The sequence below is a fragment of the Occultella gossypii genome, assembly GCF_019947135.1.
GTDB lineage: Bacteria > Actinomycetota > Actinomycetes > Actinomycetales > Beutenbergiaceae > Occultella > Occultella gossypii.
In genome coordinates this window covers 57938-76582 of the sequence record NZ_JAGSHT010000025.1, presented here as the reverse complement: position 1 = coordinate 76582, position 18645 = coordinate 57938, and the positions used below count along the sequence as shown (strand labels likewise).

20 protein-coding genes are annotated in these 18645 nt (G+C 72.6%); 8 read left to right on the top strand and 12 right to left on the bottom strand.

What is annotated here, in order from left to right; genetic code table 11:
- Nucleotides 1-99: 99 nt before the first annotated feature.
- The 5 genes from KCQ71_RS24400 (at nucleotide 100) to KCQ71_RS24380 (ending at nucleotide 5007) form a co-directional block, all read left to right on the top strand.
- Nucleotides 100-699, top strand: a complete 600-nt coding sequence (locus tag KCQ71_RS24400; protein WP_223411301.1) for a thymidine kinase — start codon at nucleotides 100-102, stop codon at nucleotides 697-699.
- A 118-nt stretch (nucleotides 700-817) separates the two neighbouring features.
- On the top strand, nucleotides 818-2176 hold the full coding sequence (locus tag KCQ71_RS24395) for a hypothetical protein (RefSeq protein WP_223411300.1): 1359 nt from the start codon (nucleotides 818-820) through the stop codon (nucleotides 2174-2176).
- A 39-nt stretch (nucleotides 2177-2215) separates the two neighbouring features.
- Nucleotides 2216-3025, top strand: coding sequence for a nucleotidyltransferase domain-containing protein (locus tag KCQ71_RS24390; RefSeq protein WP_223411299.1), 810 nt, complete (start codon nucleotides 2216-2218; stop codon nucleotides 3023-3025).
- Between the two features lie 42 nt (nucleotides 3026-3067).
- Nucleotides 3068-4183: a DUF4037 domain-containing protein gene (locus KCQ71_RS24385; protein WP_223411298.1), complete on the top strand. Its 1116-nt coding sequence runs from the start codon at nucleotides 3068-3070 to the stop codon at nucleotides 4181-4183.
- Nucleotides 4184-4185: 2 nt separating this feature from the next.
- The gene (locus KCQ71_RS24380; RefSeq protein WP_223411297.1) at nucleotides 4186-5007 is read left to right on the top strand and encodes a class I SAM-dependent methyltransferase; all 822 of its coding nucleotides are present in this window, start codon (nucleotides 4186-4188) and stop codon (nucleotides 5005-5007) included.
- A 70-nt stretch (nucleotides 5008-5077) separates the two neighbouring features.
- Here the strand turns inward: KCQ71_RS24380 and KCQ71_RS24375 are convergent, their stop codons facing one another.
- The 11 genes from KCQ71_RS24375 to KCQ71_RS24325 form a co-directional block, all read right to left on the bottom strand.
- On the bottom strand, nucleotides 5078-5734 hold the full coding sequence (locus tag KCQ71_RS24375; protein ID WP_223411296.1) for a nucleoside/nucleotide kinase family protein: 657 nt from the start codon (nucleotides 5732-5734) through the stop codon (nucleotides 5078-5080).
- Complete coding sequence (locus KCQ71_RS24370; protein ID WP_223411295.1) at nucleotides 5731-6585, bottom strand: TrmH family RNA methyltransferase; 855 nt, start codon at nucleotides 6583-6585, stop codon at nucleotides 5731-5733. Before KCQ71_RS24370 ends, KCQ71_RS24375 begins: the two co-directional genes overlap by 4 nt.
- A gap of 39 nt (nucleotides 6586-6624) precedes the next feature.
- Nucleotides 6625-7014: a 50S ribosomal protein L20 gene (gene rplT / locus KCQ71_RS24365; protein ID WP_154793698.1), complete on the bottom strand. Its 390-nt coding sequence runs from the start codon at nucleotides 7012-7014 to the stop codon at nucleotides 6625-6627.
- 35 nt (nucleotides 7015-7049) lie between these two features.
- Nucleotides 7050-7244: a 50S ribosomal protein L35 gene (gene rpmI, locus KCQ71_RS24360; protein WP_223411294.1), complete on the bottom strand. Its 195-nt coding sequence runs from the start codon at nucleotides 7242-7244 to the stop codon at nucleotides 7050-7052.
- 30 nt (nucleotides 7245-7274) lie between these two features.
- On the bottom strand, nucleotides 7275-7838 hold the full coding sequence (gene infC, locus KCQ71_RS24355; protein WP_372454099.1) for a translation initiation factor IF-3: 564 nt from the start codon (nucleotides 7836-7838) through the stop codon (nucleotides 7275-7277).
- Between the two features lie 313 nt (nucleotides 7839-8151).
- A complete protein-coding gene (locus tag KCQ71_RS24350; protein WP_223411292.1) occupies nucleotides 8152-8937 on the bottom strand; it encodes an SseB family protein in 786 nt (261 codons plus the stop codon).
- Entirely contained in the window at nucleotides 8934-9665 is a 732-nt protein-coding gene (priA, locus tag KCQ71_RS24345) for a bifunctional 1-(5-phosphoribosyl)-5-((5-phosphoribosylamino)methylideneamino)imidazole-4-carboxamide isomerase/phosphoribosylanthranilate isomerase PriA (RefSeq protein WP_223411291.1), read from the bottom strand. The genes KCQ71_RS24350 and priA overlap by 4 nt, the downstream gene beginning before the upstream one ends.
- Before the next feature lie 43 nt (nucleotides 9666-9708).
- Nucleotides 9709-10377 carry an imidazole glycerol phosphate synthase subunit HisH gene (gene hisH / locus KCQ71_RS24340; RefSeq protein WP_223411290.1) on the bottom strand — a complete coding sequence of 223 codons (669 nt, stop codon included), beginning with the start codon at nucleotides 10375-10377 and terminating at the stop codon, nucleotides 9709-9711.
- On the bottom strand, nucleotides 10326-11075 hold the full coding sequence (locus tag KCQ71_RS24335) for a hypothetical protein (RefSeq protein WP_223411289.1): 750 nt from the start codon (nucleotides 11073-11075) through the stop codon (nucleotides 10326-10328). Before KCQ71_RS24335 ends, hisH begins: the two co-directional genes overlap by 52 nt.
- Complete coding sequence (gene hisB, locus KCQ71_RS24330; RefSeq protein ID WP_223411315.1) at nucleotides 11072-11653, bottom strand: imidazoleglycerol-phosphate dehydratase HisB; 582 nt, start codon at nucleotides 11651-11653, stop codon at nucleotides 11072-11074. Before hisB ends, KCQ71_RS24335 begins: the two co-directional genes overlap by 4 nt.
- Before the next feature lie 80 nt (nucleotides 11654-11733).
- The gene (locus KCQ71_RS24325) at nucleotides 11734-12876 is read right to left on the bottom strand and encodes a histidinol-phosphate transaminase (RefSeq protein ID WP_223411288.1); all 1143 of its coding nucleotides are present in this window, start codon (nucleotides 12874-12876) and stop codon (nucleotides 11734-11736) included.
- A 157-nt stretch (nucleotides 12877-13033) separates the two neighbouring features.
- On the opposite strand from KCQ71_RS24325, the gene KCQ71_RS24320 reads away from it, so the two are divergent.
- Both KCQ71_RS24320 and KCQ71_RS24315 read left to right on the top strand, forming a co-directional pair.
- Nucleotides 13034-13399, top strand: coding sequence for a DUF952 domain-containing protein (locus KCQ71_RS24320; protein ID WP_223411287.1), 366 nt, complete (start codon nucleotides 13034-13036; stop codon nucleotides 13397-13399).
- A 127-nt stretch (nucleotides 13400-13526) separates the two neighbouring features.
- A complete protein-coding gene (locus KCQ71_RS24315) occupies nucleotides 13527-14252 on the top strand; it encodes an aminoglycoside 3'-phosphotransferase (RefSeq protein WP_223411286.1) in 726 nt (241 codons plus the stop codon).
- Between the two features lie 21 nt (nucleotides 14253-14273).
- On the opposite strand, the gene KCQ71_RS24310 is transcribed toward KCQ71_RS24315, so the two are convergent.
- Nucleotides 14274-16091, bottom strand: a complete 1818-nt coding sequence (locus tag KCQ71_RS24310) for a VCBS repeat domain-containing M23 family metallopeptidase (RefSeq protein WP_223411285.1) — start codon at nucleotides 16089-16091, stop codon at nucleotides 14274-14276.
- A gap of 396 nt (nucleotides 16092-16487) precedes the next feature.
- On the opposite strand from KCQ71_RS24310, the gene KCQ71_RS24305 reads away from it, so the two are divergent.
- Nucleotides 16488-18641: a RecQ family ATP-dependent DNA helicase gene (locus tag KCQ71_RS24305; protein ID WP_223411284.1), complete on the top strand. Its 2154-nt coding sequence runs from the start codon at nucleotides 16488-16490 to the stop codon at nucleotides 18639-18641.
- Nucleotides 18642-18645: the final 4 nt, after the last annotated feature.

The following is an 18645-nucleotide window of genomic DNA, read 5'->3' as shown; positions in this document are numbered from 1 at the left end:
CCGGCCATGGTGCCAGCGCGAACGCGCACCCGGCCACGGGAATATGCGCCGGCCCGGGTGGTGGTGGCCGAGTCGGCCCGGGCGGGTAACCTCGCCCCCATGCGCACAGACGTCGGGCCCGCCGGTCGGATCGAGGTGGTCTGCGGGCCGATGTTCGCCGGCAAGTCGGAGGAGCTGTTGCGCCGGGTTCGCCGGGCCCGGCTGGCCGGTCTGGACGTCGAGGTCGTCAACCACTCCTTGGACGATCGCCGCGGCACCGGAACCGTGTCCTCGCACGCCGGACAGAGCACCTCCTCGCACATGGTCGCCGACGTCCCGGCGCTGATGGACCTGATCGATCTCATCGGCGTGCTCGAGGGCCGCACGCCGGACGTGGTCGCCATCGACGAGGCCCAGTTCTTCGGCCCCGACCTCCTCGATGCGGCGACGGAGCTCGCCGGTCGCGGCATCGTGGTGGTGGTCGCCGGGCTGTCTGTGACGTTCGATGCCCGCCCGTTCGAGCCGCTGCCCGCGCTGATGGCGGTCGCCGAGTCGGTCACGAAGCTGACCGCGGTGTGCGCCGTGTGCGGTCGGGACGCGGCGTTCCACCAGCGGGTCCGGACGGGCGCGGTGGGAGACGCGCTGGTCCCGGGCGCCGAGCATGTCGGCGGCATCGAGAGCTACCAGCCGCGGTGCCGCCTGCACCTGGAGACCTCCTGAGGTTTCGAAGGACCGGTGCGCACCTGGGCCCGCGTCGTACGCTGAGCACACGCGGAGCGGGGAGGCCATGGTGCGGGACCGTGAAGGTACACAATGGCAGGGACCAACCGCACGTTCCGTGCGCGCCGCCACTACGCCCGAGGCGGTCGGTGGCCCTGCCCTCGAACAGGTCCGGCGACTCCAGCGGCAGGCCGGCAACGCGGCTGTGACCCGAGCTGTCGGCACGACGCCCTCGGCCCAGCGGCTCGAACTCCTCAAGCGGCCGCCCTCTGCTGCGGCGGCAGCGTCGATGCCCTCGGTCATGGTGATGCGGGAACACCTGTTCGCAAGCACGCTCGAGATTGCCCGCCGGCTGCTGATCTCACGCACGTTCCGGGTCACCCAGGGCGGGATCCGAGTAACCGCCGACGCCGCCTACGAGCGCCGCGGCACACCGGAGGTCTCCAGCGACGACTACCGAATCACGCTCACCCAGGAGGGCCTGATCTTCGACAGCGAGTACGGCACCGCCGCGTTCGCGCAAGGCCGACCCGTCTCGCGGCAATGGACCGACCTCCCCGAGGGCGATTACCACCTGACCATCTTCACCAACAACACGAATCCCTACGCCGTCCTGGTCGGCGACATAGTGGTGGAGCAGAGCGCCGGACTGACTGGGCCATCCGCAACCGATGCACCACCCGGACCACTTGAGATCCTGCACACCGCGCTCGACCTGGCGGGCCTCGTCCCGGTGCTGGGGGCGTTGCCCGACGCCGCGAACGCCGGCATCTACGTGATCGAGGGTGACTTCCCCAATGCGGGTCTCTCGGCGGTGGCGATCATCCCGATCTTCGGTGAGGCCGCCACCGTTGGCAAGATCGGTGCCCGGACGGTCGTGCGGGTGTCGGGCGAGGCCGTCGAGCGAGTCGGCCGCGAGGGTATCGAGACGGGCCTGCGTCAGGCCCGGGCCCGCCCGCGCATCGACCCGGGGATCGATGCCCGAGTGGAGCAGGGCATCATCGAGGGGGCGGCGAGCACTGGCCCGGCGCGTCGCCCTCGCCCCGCCGCTCCGACCACCCGTGGCGCGGCCGCGAGCGCTCGCGCCACGTTCGACGGGCTCCGCGACGGCTACGCCCACCGCCTCGGGGTGACCTCCGGCGGCCAGGTCCACCACGCCGTCGAACTCCAGGTCCTCGACCGGTACCCGGGCGTGTTCGCTGCCGCCGAGTTGAACGACTTCACGAACATGCGAGGCATCGCCACCGAGTTGGCGAGCCGCCAGCAGTTGCATGGCTCAAAGGTCCGCGAGGTCTGGAACCGGCACTACCGCGCGATCGACGCGGAGGTAGGTGCGCGCGGTCTCACGCCCGGGACGACCGAGTACAACCAGTTCGTTCGCCAGTATCTGGAGAGTGGCCGCGCTGAGATCGACCACGTCCTCGGTCAGTTCTTCACCGAGTACCGCTCGGCGCTGGACTGGACTCCGCGCCCTTGACGGCGATGGATGCCCCGCGAGCCGCATAGGCTGCCGGGCATGCTCCCCGCCGAGGTCCGCCGGGCCGTCGACTCCTACCTCGGCTGGGCCGACCGGCTGCTGCCCGGTCGGGTGGTCGGCGCCTACGTGTTCGGTTCCACGGCCCTGGGTGCCTACCGGCCGGGGCGCAGCGACATCGACCTGCTCGTGGTCCTCGACGACAAGCCGGTGACCGGGCGTGACCTGCGCCGGCTGCGGGCCCTGCACGCGTCCCAGCTGCCCCGGGTGCTGGTTGGTCTGGCCCGCACCCGGCACCTGTTCGCCACCTGCAACACGGCGTTCGTCCGGCGCGCGGACCTGGGACTGCCCGTCACCCGGATCGAACCGGTCGGCTCACACGTGGGCCATGAGTTCGTCGCGGGCGCTGCCTTCGACGTGAACCCGGTGATGTGGCAGGTGTTGGCGAGCCGGGGCATCGCGGTGCGCGGCCCGGAGCCGGCCGAGCTCGGGCTCGATCCCGAGCCCGGTCGACTGCGTGCCTGGAACCTGGCGAACCTGCGCGGGTACTGGGCGGGACAGGCCGGCCGGGTCGAGGCCGGTGCGGATCCGATGCGAGCGGCCGCCGTCGAGTGGTGCGTGCTCGGCCCGCCGCGCCTGCACGCCACCATCGCGACCGGGACCGTGCTGTCCAAGCAGGAGGCGGGCACGTACGCGATCCGTACGTTCGGGCCGGAGGTCGAGCCGATCGTGACGGTCGCGCTCGCCACACTCGCCGGCGAGCCGCTGCCGGTCGCGCCACTGCGCGACGAGTGGCGGGTCCGCACGGCCGCCTTCATGAGGCGCGTCATCGAGGACGCGTCCGCGGTCTGAATTCCCTGGCAGGACCGCAGCCGCACATGGCAGGGTCGCGGCATGGAGCAGGCACCGGTGACGCACGTGTGGTCCGGCCGCGCCACCGTCGACGGCGTCCCTGACGTCTCCGGGATCGAGCTCGCCGCTGCCTACTACCGGGACGTGGTCGGCCCGCTCGTGCTGGCCCGCTGGCCCGGGCTGCCCCACGCGGCGGCCCGGCTCGGCAGCGGCTCCGACCTGCTCGGCCTGGACGACGCGATGTCCCGGGACCACGACTGGGGCCTACGCCTGACCCTGCTGGTACCCGGTGACGCCGTCGCCGACGTCGACGTGTTCCTCGAGGCCGAGCTTCCTGCGGACTACGCGGGCCTGCCCGTCCGGTTCCCGACCAGTTGGCAGCCGCAGGTGCGCCACCAGGTGGAGGTCGCCGAGCCGCACGACTTCGTGGCGTCCCGGACCGGGCTGGACACGCGGGCCGAGCTCACCGTCGCCGACTGGCTCGGCGTGACCGGGCAGGCGATGCTCGAGGTCACCGCCGGCGGGGTGTTCACCGACACGGCCGGGACGCTCACCGAGATCCGCGCCCGCCTGGCCTGGTACCCCGACGACCTCTGGCGCTACCTCCTGGCCGCGGACTGGGCCCGCCTCACTCAGGAGCTGCCGTTCGTGGGCCGGACCGGTTCCCGGGGTGACGAGACCGGCGCCGCCGTCATCACCGCCCGGTTGGTCGACGTCGCGATGCACCTCGGGTTCCTCCTCGACCGGGCCTGGCCGCCGTACCCGAAGTGGCGAGGCACCCTCTTCGCCGCGCTGCCCCACGCCGCCGTCGCTGGGCCCGCGCTCGCCCGAGCGGTCGCGGCCCCGGTGTGGCGCGAACGCGAGGCCGCCCTGGTGCAGGCGCTCGAAGCATTGAGCGCGCGCCAGCGCGACTTGGGTCTGCCCACCCCGGAGGTGGCGATCGAGAGCTTCTGGGACCGGCCGTTCCGGTCCCTGGTCTCGCACGACGGGCCACTGCGCGAGTCGATCACCGACCCCGCCGTGCTCGCCCTACCGCCCGAGGTCGGCTCCCTCGAGCAGTGGGTGCAGAACGTGGCCGTACTGACCGACCCGGCGCGACGCCGTCGGGCCGCCGGGGCCCTCGCCCCGCAACCCACCAAGGACGACGGGAACCAGTAGCGATGCGCATCGAGAGCGAGATCCGCGACTACTACGACCAGGGCCGCGAGGCTGGCCGGCTGAGCGACGGCCCCGGCCTGCTCGAGCAGATCCGCACCCGGGAACTGCTCACCCGGCTGCTGCCGCCGGCCCCGGCGGTCGTGCTCGACGTCGGCGGCGGGCCGGGTGCCTACGCCCTCTGGCTGGCCGAACGCGGCTACACCGTGGACCTGCTCGACCCGGTGCCCCGGCATGTCGAGGAGGCGAGCGCCGCGAGCAGAGCGTCGGCCATCCCGCTGCGCTCGGCCACGGTGGGCGACGCACGCGACCTGCGGGTCGCCGACGCGAGCGTGGACGCGGTGCTGATGCTCGGCCCGCTGTACCACCTCACCGAACCGGACGACCGGGCCCTCGCGCTGAGCGAGGCGCGCCGGGTACTGCGGCCCGGTGGCGTGCTGCTCGCCGTCGGGATCAGCCGGTTCGCCTCCACCATCGACGGCATCGGTGCGTCCCACCTGGCGTCGGAGGGGTTCGCCGAGATCGTCGCCGAGGACGTCGCGACCGGCCGCCACCGCAACCCGGGCAACGTGCCGGGGTGGTTCACGACGGCGTACTTCCACCGCCCGGAGGAGCTCGCCGCCGAGGTCGCCGACGCCGGGTTCGACGCCGACGGCCCGTTCGCCATCGAGGGCCCCGCCGGCGCCGCAGGGGCCATGGCGGAGCTGCTCGACGGCGGCGCGATGCAGCAGCGCGCGCTGGCCGCGATTCGCCGGATCGAGCGGGAGCCCAGCCTGCTCGGGGCCTCGGCCCACCTCATGGTGCGGGGCCTCGCGCCAACCCACTGAGCGCGCCGCGCCTTATGCTCGCCACCGTCGCGGACGGGCCTCGGCCGGCATTGGTGCGGACCTGCCTGCCCTACTCCCAGTCGACCACCAGATCCGCGGCCGCCGCGCCGGCCTCGATGAGCTCGGCGTTCCGGGCGTCGGAGCCGTCGGTGAACGCGAGGGCACGCTCCATCGACTTGCCGTTCACCAGGTGCCGCGCGAGCAGGCGTTCGCGCCGGGCGACCGGGTCGGTGCGCAGGAACCACGTCTCGTCCAGGACCTCCCGCACCCGGTTCCACGGCGGGGTGTCGGCGAGCAGGTAGTTGCCCTCGGTGAGCACCACCCGGACCTCCGCGGCGACCGGGACGTGGCTGCCGATCGGCTGCTCGAGCGCGCCGCGGACGTAGCGGGGCGCGTAGATCACGGCGTCTCCCGGGCGCTGCGCGCGCAGGCGACGAAGCAGCGCGAGGTACCCGTCGCCGTCGAACGTGTCGATCGCACCCTTGCGCTCGGCCCGGCCGAGCCGTTCGAGTTCGGCCTGGGCGAGGTGGAACCCGTCCATCCCGACGACTGCGCAGCTCACGCCGCCGGCCTCGAGCGCGGCGCCGAGGGCGTCGGTCAGCGTGGACTTCCCAGCTCCCGGGGAGCCCACCACGCCGATGAGGACCCGGTCCGTGCCGGCCGCGAGGTCGCGGATCCGCCGCACCAGGGGCCCGACGGCGTCCGGTGCGGCGCGCAGGTCGCTCACCAGTCCACCGGTTCCCACGGGCGGCGGTGCCGCGGGGCGCGGCCGGATACGTACAGGCACAGGGTTGCTGCCATGGCCAGGTTCAGTGACTCGGCGCGGCCGCGGATCGGGATCCGCACGACGGCGTCTGCGAGGGCCCGCTCCTGTTCACCCAGGCCCCAGGCCTCGTTGCCGAACACCCACACGGTGGGCGCGGCGATGTCGGCGCCGTTGCGCGGGGAGTCGGCGAGTTCGTCCAGGTCGACCGTGCCGGCGCCGTCGGCGGCGAGGATCTGGAACCCGGCGGCGCGTGCCGCTGAGATCGCCTCGGCCAGGGTGGGGCCGGTGACGACCGGTACGTGGAACATGGAGCCGGCGGTGGCGCGCACCACCTTGGGATTGTGCGGGTCCACGCTCGCCGAGGTGAGGATAACCGCATCGGCGCCGGCGGCGTCGGCCGCCCGGATCACGGTCCCGGCGTTGCCCGGGTCACGTACCTGGGACAGCAGGGCGATCAGGCGCGGCGCGGGATCGGCGGCCAGCACCGACTCGAGCGAGGTCTCCCAGGTGTTCAGCACGGCCAGGACGCCCTGGGCGTCGGGGCTCATCGCGTCGAGGACCTCGGGGCTGCCCACGTGCAGGTACAGCCCGGCCGCACCGGCCTCGTCGACGATCTCGGTGTACCGCTCGGCGGCCTGCGGCGTCAGGTAGACGTCGCGGACATGCTCGGCGGCGAACCGGACCGCCTCGCGCACGGCCTGCGGTCCCTCGGCGAGGAACTGGCCGTGCCGCGAACGCGCCGAACGCCCGGCGAGCCCTCGGACCGCCTTCACCCGCTCGGCGCGGGGGTTGGTCAGGTCCGGATGGGGCATCGTCCGGGCGTTCGTGATGCGTTCGGTGCTTCGAGTCGGTCAGGCAGCCGGCGTGGCCGGCGCGTTGACGTCCTCGGGGAGGCTGTTCTTGGCCACCGTCACCAGCGCCACGAAGGCGGTGATGTCGTTGACGGCGAGGTCGGCGAGGACGCGACGGTCCACCTCGACACCCGCGGCCTTGAGCCCCTGGATGAAACGGTTGTAGGTGATGCCGTTCGCGCGGGCCGCGGCGTTGATCCGCTGGATCCACAGGCGACGGAAGTCACCCTTCTTGGCCCGGCGGTCCCGGTAGGCGTAGGTCAGCGAGTGCGTGACCTGCTCCTTGGCCTTGCGGTAGAGACGCGAGCGCTGACCGCGGTAACCGCTGGCCCGCTCGAGGGTTGTCCTGCGCTTCTTCTGGGCGTTGACCGCCCGCTTGACGCGTGCCACGTCGTACTCCTAATTCTCGGTGTAAGGGCGCGGCGTTACTTGCCGAGCAGCTTCTTGATCTTCTTCACGTCGGCCGGGGAGACCTCGACGTCGTTCACGAGGCGGCGCGCCTGGCTGCTGCTGCGCTCCTGGAACTTGTGGACGTGACGGGCACGCTGGCGCATGACCTTCCCGGAGCCTGTGATCCGGAAGCGCTTCTTGGCACCGGAGTTCGTCTTGTTCTTCGGCATCTCTTGTTCCTTGTTGGTAGCAGGCTGGGGTCAGCCGGCTTCGGTCGCCTCAGGCTCGGCAGGCTCCGCGGTGGCGGACTCCTGAGCGCGGCGGCGCTGTTCGTTGCGGGTCTCGGTCTTCTTCTTGTTCGGGCCGAGCACCATCGTCATGTTGCGGCCGTCCTGCCGCGGGGTGCTCTCGACGTGACCCAGTTCTGCCACATCCTCGGCGAGCCGCTGCAGCAGGCGCATGCCCATCTCCGGGCGGGACTGCTCGCGGCCGCGGAACATGATCATCACCTTGACCTTGTCACCGGCCTTGAGGAACCGCTCGACGTGGCCCTTCTTGGTGCCGTAGTCGTGCGGGTCGATCTTCAGCCGGAACCGGATCTCCTTGAGGACGGTGTTCGCCTGGTTACGCCGGGCGTCACGCGCCTTCATGTCGGCTTCGTACTTGAACTTGCCGAAGTCCATGAGCTTGCAGACCGGCGGGCGTGCCTCGGGGGCGACCTCGACCAGATCCAGGTCGGCCTCCGCAGCCAGTCGCAGTGCGTCCTCGACCCGAACGATGCCTACCTGCTCACCGTTCGGCCCGACCAGACGCACCTCCGGCACGCGGATCCGCTCATTGATGCGGGGCTCGCTGATGTGGTGCTCCTTACGAGAGAGATCAAAGTCATCGCGCCACACGGAAAAGGCCTCCGGGTGCGGTGCACACGGAGGCCTCGGGTCGTGTCCCGGCACGAGTCGCCTCGGCCAGCACTGAGGGTTCGTGAGAACCCTCGACCTGAACCCGTACTCCGTCGGCGGCATGATCCGTTCCGGTCGAGCAAAGGTGGGAGAGACTCCGCTTGCACACCAGTCACGCCGAAGCGAGACCGGTCGGTCAGTGACCAAGACTAGCACGGGGGCCTGGCCCGACCGCACCCTAGGCTGATGTGGCGCTGACCACCCGCACCTCGAGCGAGTCCACCCGCTCGGCGACGATCTCCTGCGCGGCCAGCGCGGCACTCGCGCGGCGCAGCAGCTCATCGAGGCCGGCCCGGTCCAGGCCCGGCCGCAGCCCGAGCACCACCCGCACCTCGGCCCGCTCCCCCGGTTCCACGCGGGAGTCGACCACGCCGGGTACCGGGTCCAGGGCCGCGCGGATCGCCTGCGTGACCTCCGGGTCCTCGACGGCGGGCACCCACTCGCGCTGCTGACCGATAGCCCAGACGGCGGGCCGCGGCACCAGCACGGGTACCGGGCCGGCCGGGTCCAGGACCAGCAGCCCGTCGGCGTCCGCGGCCGCGGACAGCGCGGCCCGCACCCCCTCGGCCGGGATCGGCCGGGCATCCGCTCGCCACGCCGTCAGCGCGGCGAGCCCGGAGAACACGGGGATCGCGGCACGCCCGTCCGGCGTCGCGACCGTGACCATCGCGGCCGAGGCGCTCTTCTCCCCCGCGATCTGCACGTCGGTTCCGTTGATCTCATGCCCGACGGCGTCGGCTCGCTCCTCCAGCTGGGCCACCACGGGCACCAGCACCCGCGCCCCGCCCAGGGCGCGGACGACCGCGCGCAGGCGTGCTCCGCCGTCGGGCTCCGAAAGCGCAGCGGCCAGACCGGGGTCCGTGCCGCCGTCGTCGCCCGCGTACTTGGGGGTGGGCGGGAGCGACCGTCCCCCGCCGGTCGGCAGCGGGCGACCATCGGGCAACCGGTCCGGCGCCGGCCTCACGGGCGGCCGGCGACGTCCAGCGCCTCGCCGAGCGTGAACGCGCCGGCATACAGCGCCTTGCCGACGATCGCGCCCTCCACGCCGACGTCGGTCAGCGTCCGCAGGGCGCGCAGGTCATCAAGGCTGGAGATGCCGCCGGAAGCGACCACCGGGGCGTGCGTGGCGGCGCTGAACTCCCGGAGGAGGTCCAGGTTCGGGCCGCGCATGGTGCCGTCCTTCGTGACGTCGGTGAGGACGTAGCGGGAGCACCCGTCCGCGTCGAGGCGCGCGAGCACCTCCCACAGGTCGCCGCCCTCCTTGGTCCAGCCGCGGGCGGCCAGGGTGGTGCCGCGCACGTCCAGTCCGACGGCGATCCGGTCGCCGTACTTCGCGATCACCGACGCGGTCCAGTCCGGGTTCTCCAGCGCGGCGGTGCCGAGGTTGACCCGCCGGCAGCCGGTGGCCAGCGCCCGCTCGAGGGACTCGTCGTCCCGGATGCCGCCGGACAGCTCCACGGCGACGTCGAGGATGCCGACGACCTCGGCGAGCAGCTCGGCGTTCGAGCCGCGCCCGAAGGCGGCGTCCAGGTCGACCAGGTGCACCCACTCGGCGCCGCCGGCCTGCCAGGCCAGCGCGGCGTCCATCGGGGCGCCATACGTGGTCTCGGAGCCGGCTTCACCCTGGACCAGGCGCACGGCCTGCCCATCGGCGACGTCGACGGCGGGCAGCAGTTCGAGGCGGGTACTCACAGGGGATCGGGGTCCTTTCGGGGGTGCGGCACGTTCGGCGCGATCAGCGCAGGGTGGCGAGCCAGTTGCGCAGCAGCTGCGCACCGGCGTCGCCGGACTTCTCGGGGTGGAACTGGGTCGCGCTCAGGGCGCCGTTCTCGACGGCGGCGACGAACGGGTGGCCGTGCTCGGCCCAGGTGACCCGGACGTAGTCGGGAGCGGTGCGGGCGGCGTAGGAGTGCACGAAGTAGAAGCGTTCGTCGGCGATCCCGTCGAAGAGCACGCTGCCCTCGGGTGGGGTCACCGTGGACCAGCCCATGTGCGGCACCACCGGGGCCTCGAGCCGCTCGACCAGACCCGGCCACTGGTCCAGTCCGTCGGTGCGCTCACCGTGCTCGACCCCGGCCGAGAACAGGACCTGCTGACCCACGCAGATGCCCAGGACCGGGCGGCCACCGGCGAGCCGGCGCTCGATCATCCGCGGCGCGCCGACGCCGGCCAGGCCGGCCATCACGGCGGCGAAGGCACCGACGCCCGGCACCACCAGCCCGTCCGCGGCGGCGACCGCGTCGGGGTCCGCGGTCAGTTCCACCTGTGCGCCGACGCGTTCGAGCGCGCGCACGGCGGAGCGGACGTTCCCCGAGCCGTAGTCCAGGACCACGACGGTGGGGGCGGGTGCGGTCACGGCTTCTTCTTCCGCTGGGCCCGGCCGAACAGGCGGCCGGCCTGCCATCGGGTCAGGTTCCCGGGCCGCAGGTGACCGGGGGCCTGGTCCGGCGTGATGACGCCGAGCAGGAGGTTCTCGAGGACGTCGTCCGCGTTCGCGAGGATCAGGCCGGCGCTGACCTCCGCGCCGGGCTCGCCGTTGACGTAGTTGCGACCACTGATCGTGCCGGTCAGGCCCTCGTCGCCCTCGCCCAGCCGGGAGATGAGCAGCACGACGCCGGCCTTCGCCGTCCGCGAGAGCGTCCGGGCGAGATCGACCGCGGCGGCAGGTGCGCCGGTAAGGAACTCCTCGGGGTCGACCTCGTCCGCCTGCGGGAGCACCCGCACGGCGAGGCTGCCCCGCTTGACGGGCACGATGTCCGCCTCGATCTTGGCGATGGCGCACAGCCCGGCCAGGGCGGGCGCCGAGGTGATCGGGGTGAGCACCACGGCGACCACCGAGCGCTTGCGGACACCGTCGGCACCGAACGCGGGAACGTCGTCGGCCACGGGCTCGGCCGCGACCTGCTCCGCGGCGTCCTGCTCGGCGCCGCCCTGCCCGGCCGCGGCCCGCTCAGCGGTCGCGTCGTCGTCCACCGGCTGGCGGAACTGCCGGTCGGGCTCGGTGGCTGCACCGAACGCCGCCTCGAAGGCAGCCTCGAACGCGGCCTCGTCGAACTCCTCGGACGGGCCACCGCCGTCGGGCCGTTCGGGCCGGTCGTTCACAAGGCGCCCTTGGTCGAGGGCACGCCCGTGACCCGCGGGTCGCGGGCGACCGCGAACCGCAGGGCGCGCGCGAGCGCCTTGAACTGGGCCTCGACGATGTGGTGCGGGTCGCGGCCGGCAAGCAGCCCCACGTGCAGGCAGATGCCGGCGTGCAGCGCGATCGACTCGAACACGTGCCGGGTCAGCGACCCCGTGAAGTGGCCTCCGATGAGGTGGTACGCCTGCGCCTCGCTCTCACCGGTGTGCACGATGTACGGCCGGCCGGAAACGTCCACGACGGCCTGCGCGAGCGCCTCGTCCAGGGGCACCAGGGCGTCCCCGAACCGCGAGATGCCGGACTTGTCCCCGAGTGCTTGGCGCAGCGCCTCGCCGATGCAGATAGCGGTGTCCTCGACGGTGTGGTGCACGTCGATGTCGGTGTCCCCCGTGGCACGCACGGTGAGGTCCATCAGGGAGTGCTTGCCGAGGGCGGTCAGCATGTGGTCGAAGAACGGCACGGTCGTGGACACGTCCACGACACCGGTGCCGTCCAGGTCGATCTCGACCACGACGCTCGACTCGGACGTTGTGCGCTCCACCCGGGCGGTGCGGTGCGCGGAGGTGGCCTCCGCCGTCGGGTTCGCCTGTGCCTGCGCTGCGTCGACCTGGCTGGACTCGCTCACCGGCCGGTCACCTCCTTCAGTGCGCCGCGGAACGCGGCCATGTCCTCAGCGGTCCCGATCGAGACGCGCAGGTATTCGCTGGGACCAGTCTCCCTGATCAGCACGCCGCGATCGAGCAGGCCCTGCCAGATGGCGTGCCGGTCGTCGAACCGGCCGAACAGGACGAAGTTCGCATCCGAGTCGGCGACCGTGAAGGCCTGCTCACGCAGCCAGGTCACCGTCGCGTCCCGTTCCGCGCGCAGCTGCGCCACCTGCGCCTGCAGCACGTCCCGGTGCCGCAGCGCGGCCCGGGCGACCGCCTGGGTGACCGCGGACAGGTGGTACGGCAACCGCACCACCTGGAGCGCGTCGATCAGCGCGGGCGCTGCAGCCAGGTAGCCCAGCCGCGCACCGGCGAACGCGAACGCCTTGGACATCGTCCGGGACACCGCGAGGTGCGGGTGCCGGGCCAGGATGCTCAGCGCGCTCGGGGTGCCGTCCCGGCGGAACTCCGCGTACGCCTCGTCGACGACGAGCACGCTCGCGGCGCCGTCCGGCCCGGTGTTCGTGGTCGCCGACGCGATCGCGTCGATGGTCGCCACGTCCAGGGCGGTGCCGGTCGGGTTGTTCGGGCTCGCGAGGAGGACGACGGCGGGGCGTTCGTTCTCGATCTGCGCGATCGTCTCGTCGGGGTCGAGGCTGAAGTCGGGCCGGCGGGTGCCGGCCACCCAGCGGGTGAACGTGTCGCGGGCGTACTCGGGGTACATGGAGTAGGTGGGCGCGAACGACATCACGCTCCGACCGGGGCCCCCGAAGGCCTGCAGCAGGTGCAGCATGACCTCGTTGGAGCCGTTCGCGGCCCAGATGTTCGCGACCTCGAGGTCGCGGGCGCCGGACTCCGTGGCGAGGTAGTCGGCGAGGTCTCGGCGCAGCGCCGGGAAGTCCCGGTCCGGGTAGCGGTTCAGGCCGGCGGCCGCGGCCGCCACGGACTCCGCGATGTCCGCGACCACCTCGGCCGGCGGCGCGTACGGGTTCTCGTTGACGTTCAGCAGATGCGCGACGTCCAGCTGCGGGGCGCCGTAGGGCACCTCGCCCAACAGGTCGGCGCGCAGGGGCAGCGCGACGGCGGGGGCTGGCTGGGTCGTCGGGTCACCGGTCACGGGGCAAGTCTAGGAGCGCCGGAGCACAAGAGGGCCGTGGCGCCCGTCACTCGGACTCCGAAGACCCGCCGTCGCGGGACGCACGGGCGCCGGGCGCCGTTGCGCAGCCGTCAACGCGTCGGTGCGTTCCGCCGTCGGGCACCGTACTCTCGCGGGCATGAGCGCAACGATCCTGCACCTCGCCCACGCCGCCGACTGGGCCGCCGCGAGCGCGACCGGGCAGTACCTGATGTCCACCCGCGGTGCCACGATCGAGCAGGTCGGGTACCTGCACTGCTCCTACCCCCGGCAGCTGGCGGGGGTGGCCGAGTTCGTCCACGCCGGTGACCCGGAGCCCCTGGTGGTCCTCGAGATCGACGTCGCGGTGCTCGAGGCGGAGGGCCGGACCGTGCGGGTGGAGGCGCTCGACGGCGCGCCGGAGCCGTTTCCGCATGTCTACGGCGGACCGCTCCCGGTGGCCGCGGTGGTGACGGTGCGAGACGCCGAGCTCGACGCGCAAGGCCGGTTCCGGTTCACCGACTAGAGCCGAGCCCGGGCGACGGGATCCCGGGTGGGACATCCCGCCGAGGACGGTTCGCTGCCGGCGCGGGTGGGCCCGGTGTCCTACGCGGAGGCCGCGTCACGTCGCTGGGACGGGGCAGGATGGGATCGTGTCGATCCCCATCGAACCCGTCACGGTGCCTGCGGTCGTGCGGCAGCTCGCCGACGATGCTCTGCTGACGCCCGTGTGGCGCAACGGACTGGGCGGCGTGACGTTCCGCACCGACGACGGGCGCTACCTCAAGTACGGACCACGCAACGCCGAGACGTCCATGGACGCCGAGGCCGCGCGTCTGTCGTGGGCAGCCCCGCACACTCCCGTGCCCCGCGTGCTCGAGGTGGGCGGTGATGCGACGCACGAGTGGCTGGTGACGGCGGCGCTCGACGCGGAGTCCGCGGTGGCACCACGGTGGATCGCGGATCCGGCGACCGCCGTGCGCGCCGTCGGCGAAGGGCTCCGTGCGTTGCACGATGCGCTGCCGGTCGACGACTGCCCGTTCGAATGGAGCGTGCCGACGCGTGTCGCGAACGCGGTGTCCCGCGGCCGCCAGGTCCCCGACGTCCTGCAGGAGCCTCCGCCCGTCGACCGGCTCGTCGTGTGTCACGGCGACGCGTGCTGCCCGAACACACTCCTCGACGACCACGGATCATGGGTCGCGCACGTCGACCTCGGCGCGCTGGGTGTCGCCGACCGGTGGGCGGACATCGCCGTCGCGTCGATGAGCACCGAGTGGAACTACGGTCCCGGCTGGGAGGATGCCCTCATCGCGGCGTACGGCGTCACGCCCGACCGCGCACGACTCGCCTACTACCGCGACCTCTGGAACGCGACGTGACCGGCACGGGCCCCTGCCGGATCAGGCGAGACGCATGGTCGACCAGCCTCGGCCGACCTGCTTGCCTGCGCTCACCCAGCCCGACGCGGAGCCGCGGTAGAGGTACATCGTGCCGTCGGCAGCGATCGCCAGGTAGTCGTCCAACGCGTCGAGGTCGAAACCGCCGACGCTGTGCACCTGGAGGCGCGACCACCCGTGTCCGAGCTGGCGCGAACCGGTGAATCGGCCGGTTCCGTTGCCGAAGTAGCCGAACAGGCGGCCCGAGCGGTCCACGGCCACGATGTCTGGTCGGCCGTCGCGGTTCGCGTCGCCGCCTGCGATCACCTGGGTGAACATCTGCCAGCCGTGCCCGATCTGGGTCCGACCGGCGAGGAACCCGCCTGCGCCGTTGCCCCGGTACAACCAGAGGCGTCCCGCGGCATCCGTGGCAACCAGGTCGGCGCGTCCATCGCCGTCGAAGTCACCCGGGGAGAGGATGTTGGTCATCGCGGACCAGCCGCGCCCGAACGCCACCCGGGACGCGAACCCCCCGCTGCCATTGCCGGCGTAGAAGTACAGCCGTCCGGTTGCATCGACACCGAAGATGTCGGCCCGGCCGTCGCGGTTGAAGTCGTTGGCGGCGATGAGCTGGAATCCGGACCAACCGGCGCCGACCTGCCGCGAGCTCGCCCATCCCCCGGCCCCGTTCCCGGCGTACAGGCGCAGCCGCCCAGCGGAGTCGACGGCCAAGACGTCAGAGACGCCGTCACCGGTGTAGTCACGGGCAAGGACATGCCTCGGTACCGGCGTCACGGTTGTTCGCTTCGGAGAAACCTGTCCCGCGGGCGCCCACGCCGTGACCCCCGTCGGCGTGGTGACCTGGATGAACCCGTTCGTCTTGACCCCTGCCCCGGGGGTGGTCAGCACGGTCCCCGACCGGACTGCCGCGATGACGGCCGCACTGCTCGCCGGGGACGCGTACAAGGTGGTCGCGCCCAGTGCCCAGTAGGTGCACGAGGTGGGTGGCTTCACGTCGGACACGGACGTCGCCCCGGCACGTAGGGACACGCCGCGGGCGGCGAGCCAGGTGTCGGGGTTGACGACCGTCCCACCGGCAGCGGCGCCGTAGCGGCCCGCCCAGATCTCGAGGTGCAGGTGCGGGCCGGTGGAGACGCCCGTCGAGGCGACCGTGGCGATGCGCTGCCCGGCGGTCACCCGGTCGCCGGCGCGGACGAACTCGGTGGCATTGCGCGAATGCGAGTAGGAGCTGGAGACGACGCGGCCGTCGATCACGTGCTCGATGACGATCCACTGCCCGGCGGCTGCCTCGGGCCTGGCGTAGCGCACCACACCGGCGGCGATCGCGTAGATGGGTGTGCCCAGCGGTGCCGCCAGGTCCTGCCCCATGTGGGCGAGCGAGGCGTTGATCGTCGGGGCGCACCGCGGGCCCTGCGGCGACGTCATCCGATAGACGCCCGCGCGCAACGGTGCGACGAGGACGGGAACGGCAGCGGCCGTCACCGACTGCGGCGCCACCGCGGCTGCGGGCGACTCGTCGGGTGCCGGCGATCCTTCCTGGTCGCCGGGCGCGTCCGTCACACCGTCGCTGGGAGCGTCCGTGCCACCCGGCTCCGGGGTCGGCTCGGGCGTCGGCGTCGGGTCGCCCTCCACCGGAGCCGTGGGCACCGGCTGCGGAGTCTCGCCATCGGCCGGCGCGGACGCCGACTCGCTGGGTGACGGCGCCTCGTCACCGGGGTCCGCCCCGGCGGGCGCACCGAGGCCGACCAGGATCAGCAGAGCAGCAACGGTTGCGGCGCCGGCGCGGGTACCCGCACGGGCACGAGGGAGGGAGTTCGTCATGGCTCGTTTCCAAGGGTGGTGGTCGGTCCGTCTCGGGGCAGCCGGCACGGACCACTGGGCTGTCCGGCACGGCACGACGGGACGTCTAGGCGGCAGCCTATACGGAAGTCGTACAAACTGAACACTCGACGGCAAACGGTGCGTATATGTCACGGGTTCACGCCTCAGATTCACCTCGAGGACTTCGGCCATCGGCTTGGCGCGTCTAGACGCCGGGAGTCCCACGCGGGTTGGAATCGGCCGTGACCTCGCGGACGCGCCGCGCCGAGGGGTCCAGCGGATCCGGCCGGTGCGGACCGTGCGCCACGACGTCGTCACCGGCGACGACCGTGACTCCCGCCCCCTCGATCCACAGGCCGCGCGCACGAACGAGGCCGGCATGAAAGGCTGCCATCGATGAACGAGACCACAGCGAGCACAGCCGCAGAAGCGCCCACCGCCGCCCCTGACGGGACGACCCAGGCGCGCGCGACCACCGTCCTGCAGCGGCTGGTCGGCTCCAGCGAGGCGCAACTGCGCGACGACCAGTGGCGGGCAATCTCCGCGCTCGTCGACGACGGCCGCCGTGCCCTCGTGGTGCAGCGCACCGGGTGGGGCAAGTCCGCCGTGTACTTCGTCTCGACGGCCCTGCTGCGCGAACGCGGCGCCGGGCCGAGCGTGATCATCTCCCCGTTGCTGGCGCTGATGCGCGATCAGATCGCGGCGGCGTCGAGGGCCGGTATCCGCGCCGTGACGATCAACTCGGCGAACACCACCGAGTGGGCGGGCATCCACGATCAGATCGCAGCCGGCGAGGTCGACGTGCTGCTGTGTTCTCCCGAACGCCTGAACAACCCGGCGTTCCGGGACGAGGTACTCCCCCGCCTGGCCGCGAGCGCTGGTCTGGTCGTCGTCGACGAGGCCCACTGCATCTCCGACTGGGGCCACGACTTCCGGCCCGACTACCGCCGGATCCGCACCCTGCTGGACGACCTCCCGGACGGCATCCCGGTCCTGGCCACCACGGCGACGGCGAACGAACGCGTGACCGCGGACGTTGCGGAGCAGCTCGGCACCGACGTCCTCGTGCTGCGCGGCGGACTCGACCGTCCCTCCCTGCATCTGGCCGTCGCGCAGCTGCCCGACCAGCCGACCCGGATCGCGTGGCTCACGGCGAACCTCGGCTCCTACACCGGCTCGGGGATCGTCTACTGCCTGACCGTGGCCGCCGCCGAGGAGGTGGCCCGGCAATTGCGGGACGCCGGCTATGCCGTGCAGGCCTACACCGGGGCGACCGACCCCAGCGAGCGGGAGGCCCTCGAGGCGGACTTGAAGGAGAACCGGGTCAAGGCGCTCGTGGCCACGTCCGCGCTCGGGATGGGCTTCGACAAGCCCGACCTCGGCTTCGTGATCCACCTCGGCGCGCCACCGTCGCCCATCGCGTACTACCAGCAGGTCGGCCGTGCGGGCCGCGCGGTGCAGCGGGCCGACGTGGTCCTCCTGCCCGGCTCCGAGGACAAGCAGATCTGGGACTACTTCGGGTCATTGGCGTTCCCGAAGGCCTCCGATGTGCGCGCCGCGATCGACGCACTGCCCATGCTCGGCGACGGCGCGATGTCGGTGGCCTCCCTGGAGACCCAGGTGGACCTGCGCCGGACCCGTCTGGAGATGATGCTCAAGGTGCTGGACGTGGACGGTGCGGTGCGTCGGGTCCAGGGCGGCTGGGCCGCAACCGGCCAGGACTGGGCCTATGACGCCGACCGGTACGAGCGAGTCGAGGCGGCACGGGTCGCCGAGCAGGACGCGATGATCGCCTACGAACGCACGGACGAGTGCCGGATGGCGTTCCTGCGCCGGGACCTGGACGACCCCGAGCTCGCCGAGGGCGAGCGCTGCGGCCGCTGCGACAACTGCGGCGGGGTGACCGTGCCGGACGCGCCCGACCTGGAGGTCGTGGCGGCGGCACGCGAGCGCCTGGACGCTCCCGGCATCGAGATCACACCGCGGCGGCAGTGGCCGAGCGGGATGTCCGAACTGGGCGTGGATCTGCGCGGCCGGTTGGCCGAGGGCGAGCGCGCGCAGACCGGTCGGGCCATCGCGCGCCTGGACGGCCTCGGGTGGTCGGTGCAGTTGCGTGAGCTGTTCGCACCGACCACGCCCGACGGCGAACTGCCGGTCGGTCTGCGGGCGCCACTGATGCGAGTGGTCGCCGACTGGGCGCCGAGCGCCGACGGCGTCGTGTTCGTCGACTCGGCCACCCGGCCCGAGCTGGTGCAGCACCTCGCCCAGGGGGTCGCCAGACTCCTCAAGGCGCCCCTGGTGGGGCGGATCGCACCCGCGCCCGAGCGCGCCCCGGGTCGCCACGACGTGAACTCCGCGCAGCGACTCGCATCGGTGGCACGGCGGCTGGACCTGGACCTGTCCGATGCGGCGACCGCCGGCCTGGACGGTCGGAGCGTCGTCCTGGTGGACGACTACACCGACTCGGGGTGGACCCTCGCCTACTCCGCGATGCTGCTACGACGCGCCGGCGCCGGGGCGGTCCTACCGCTGGTCCTGGCGCAGGGCTGAGCAC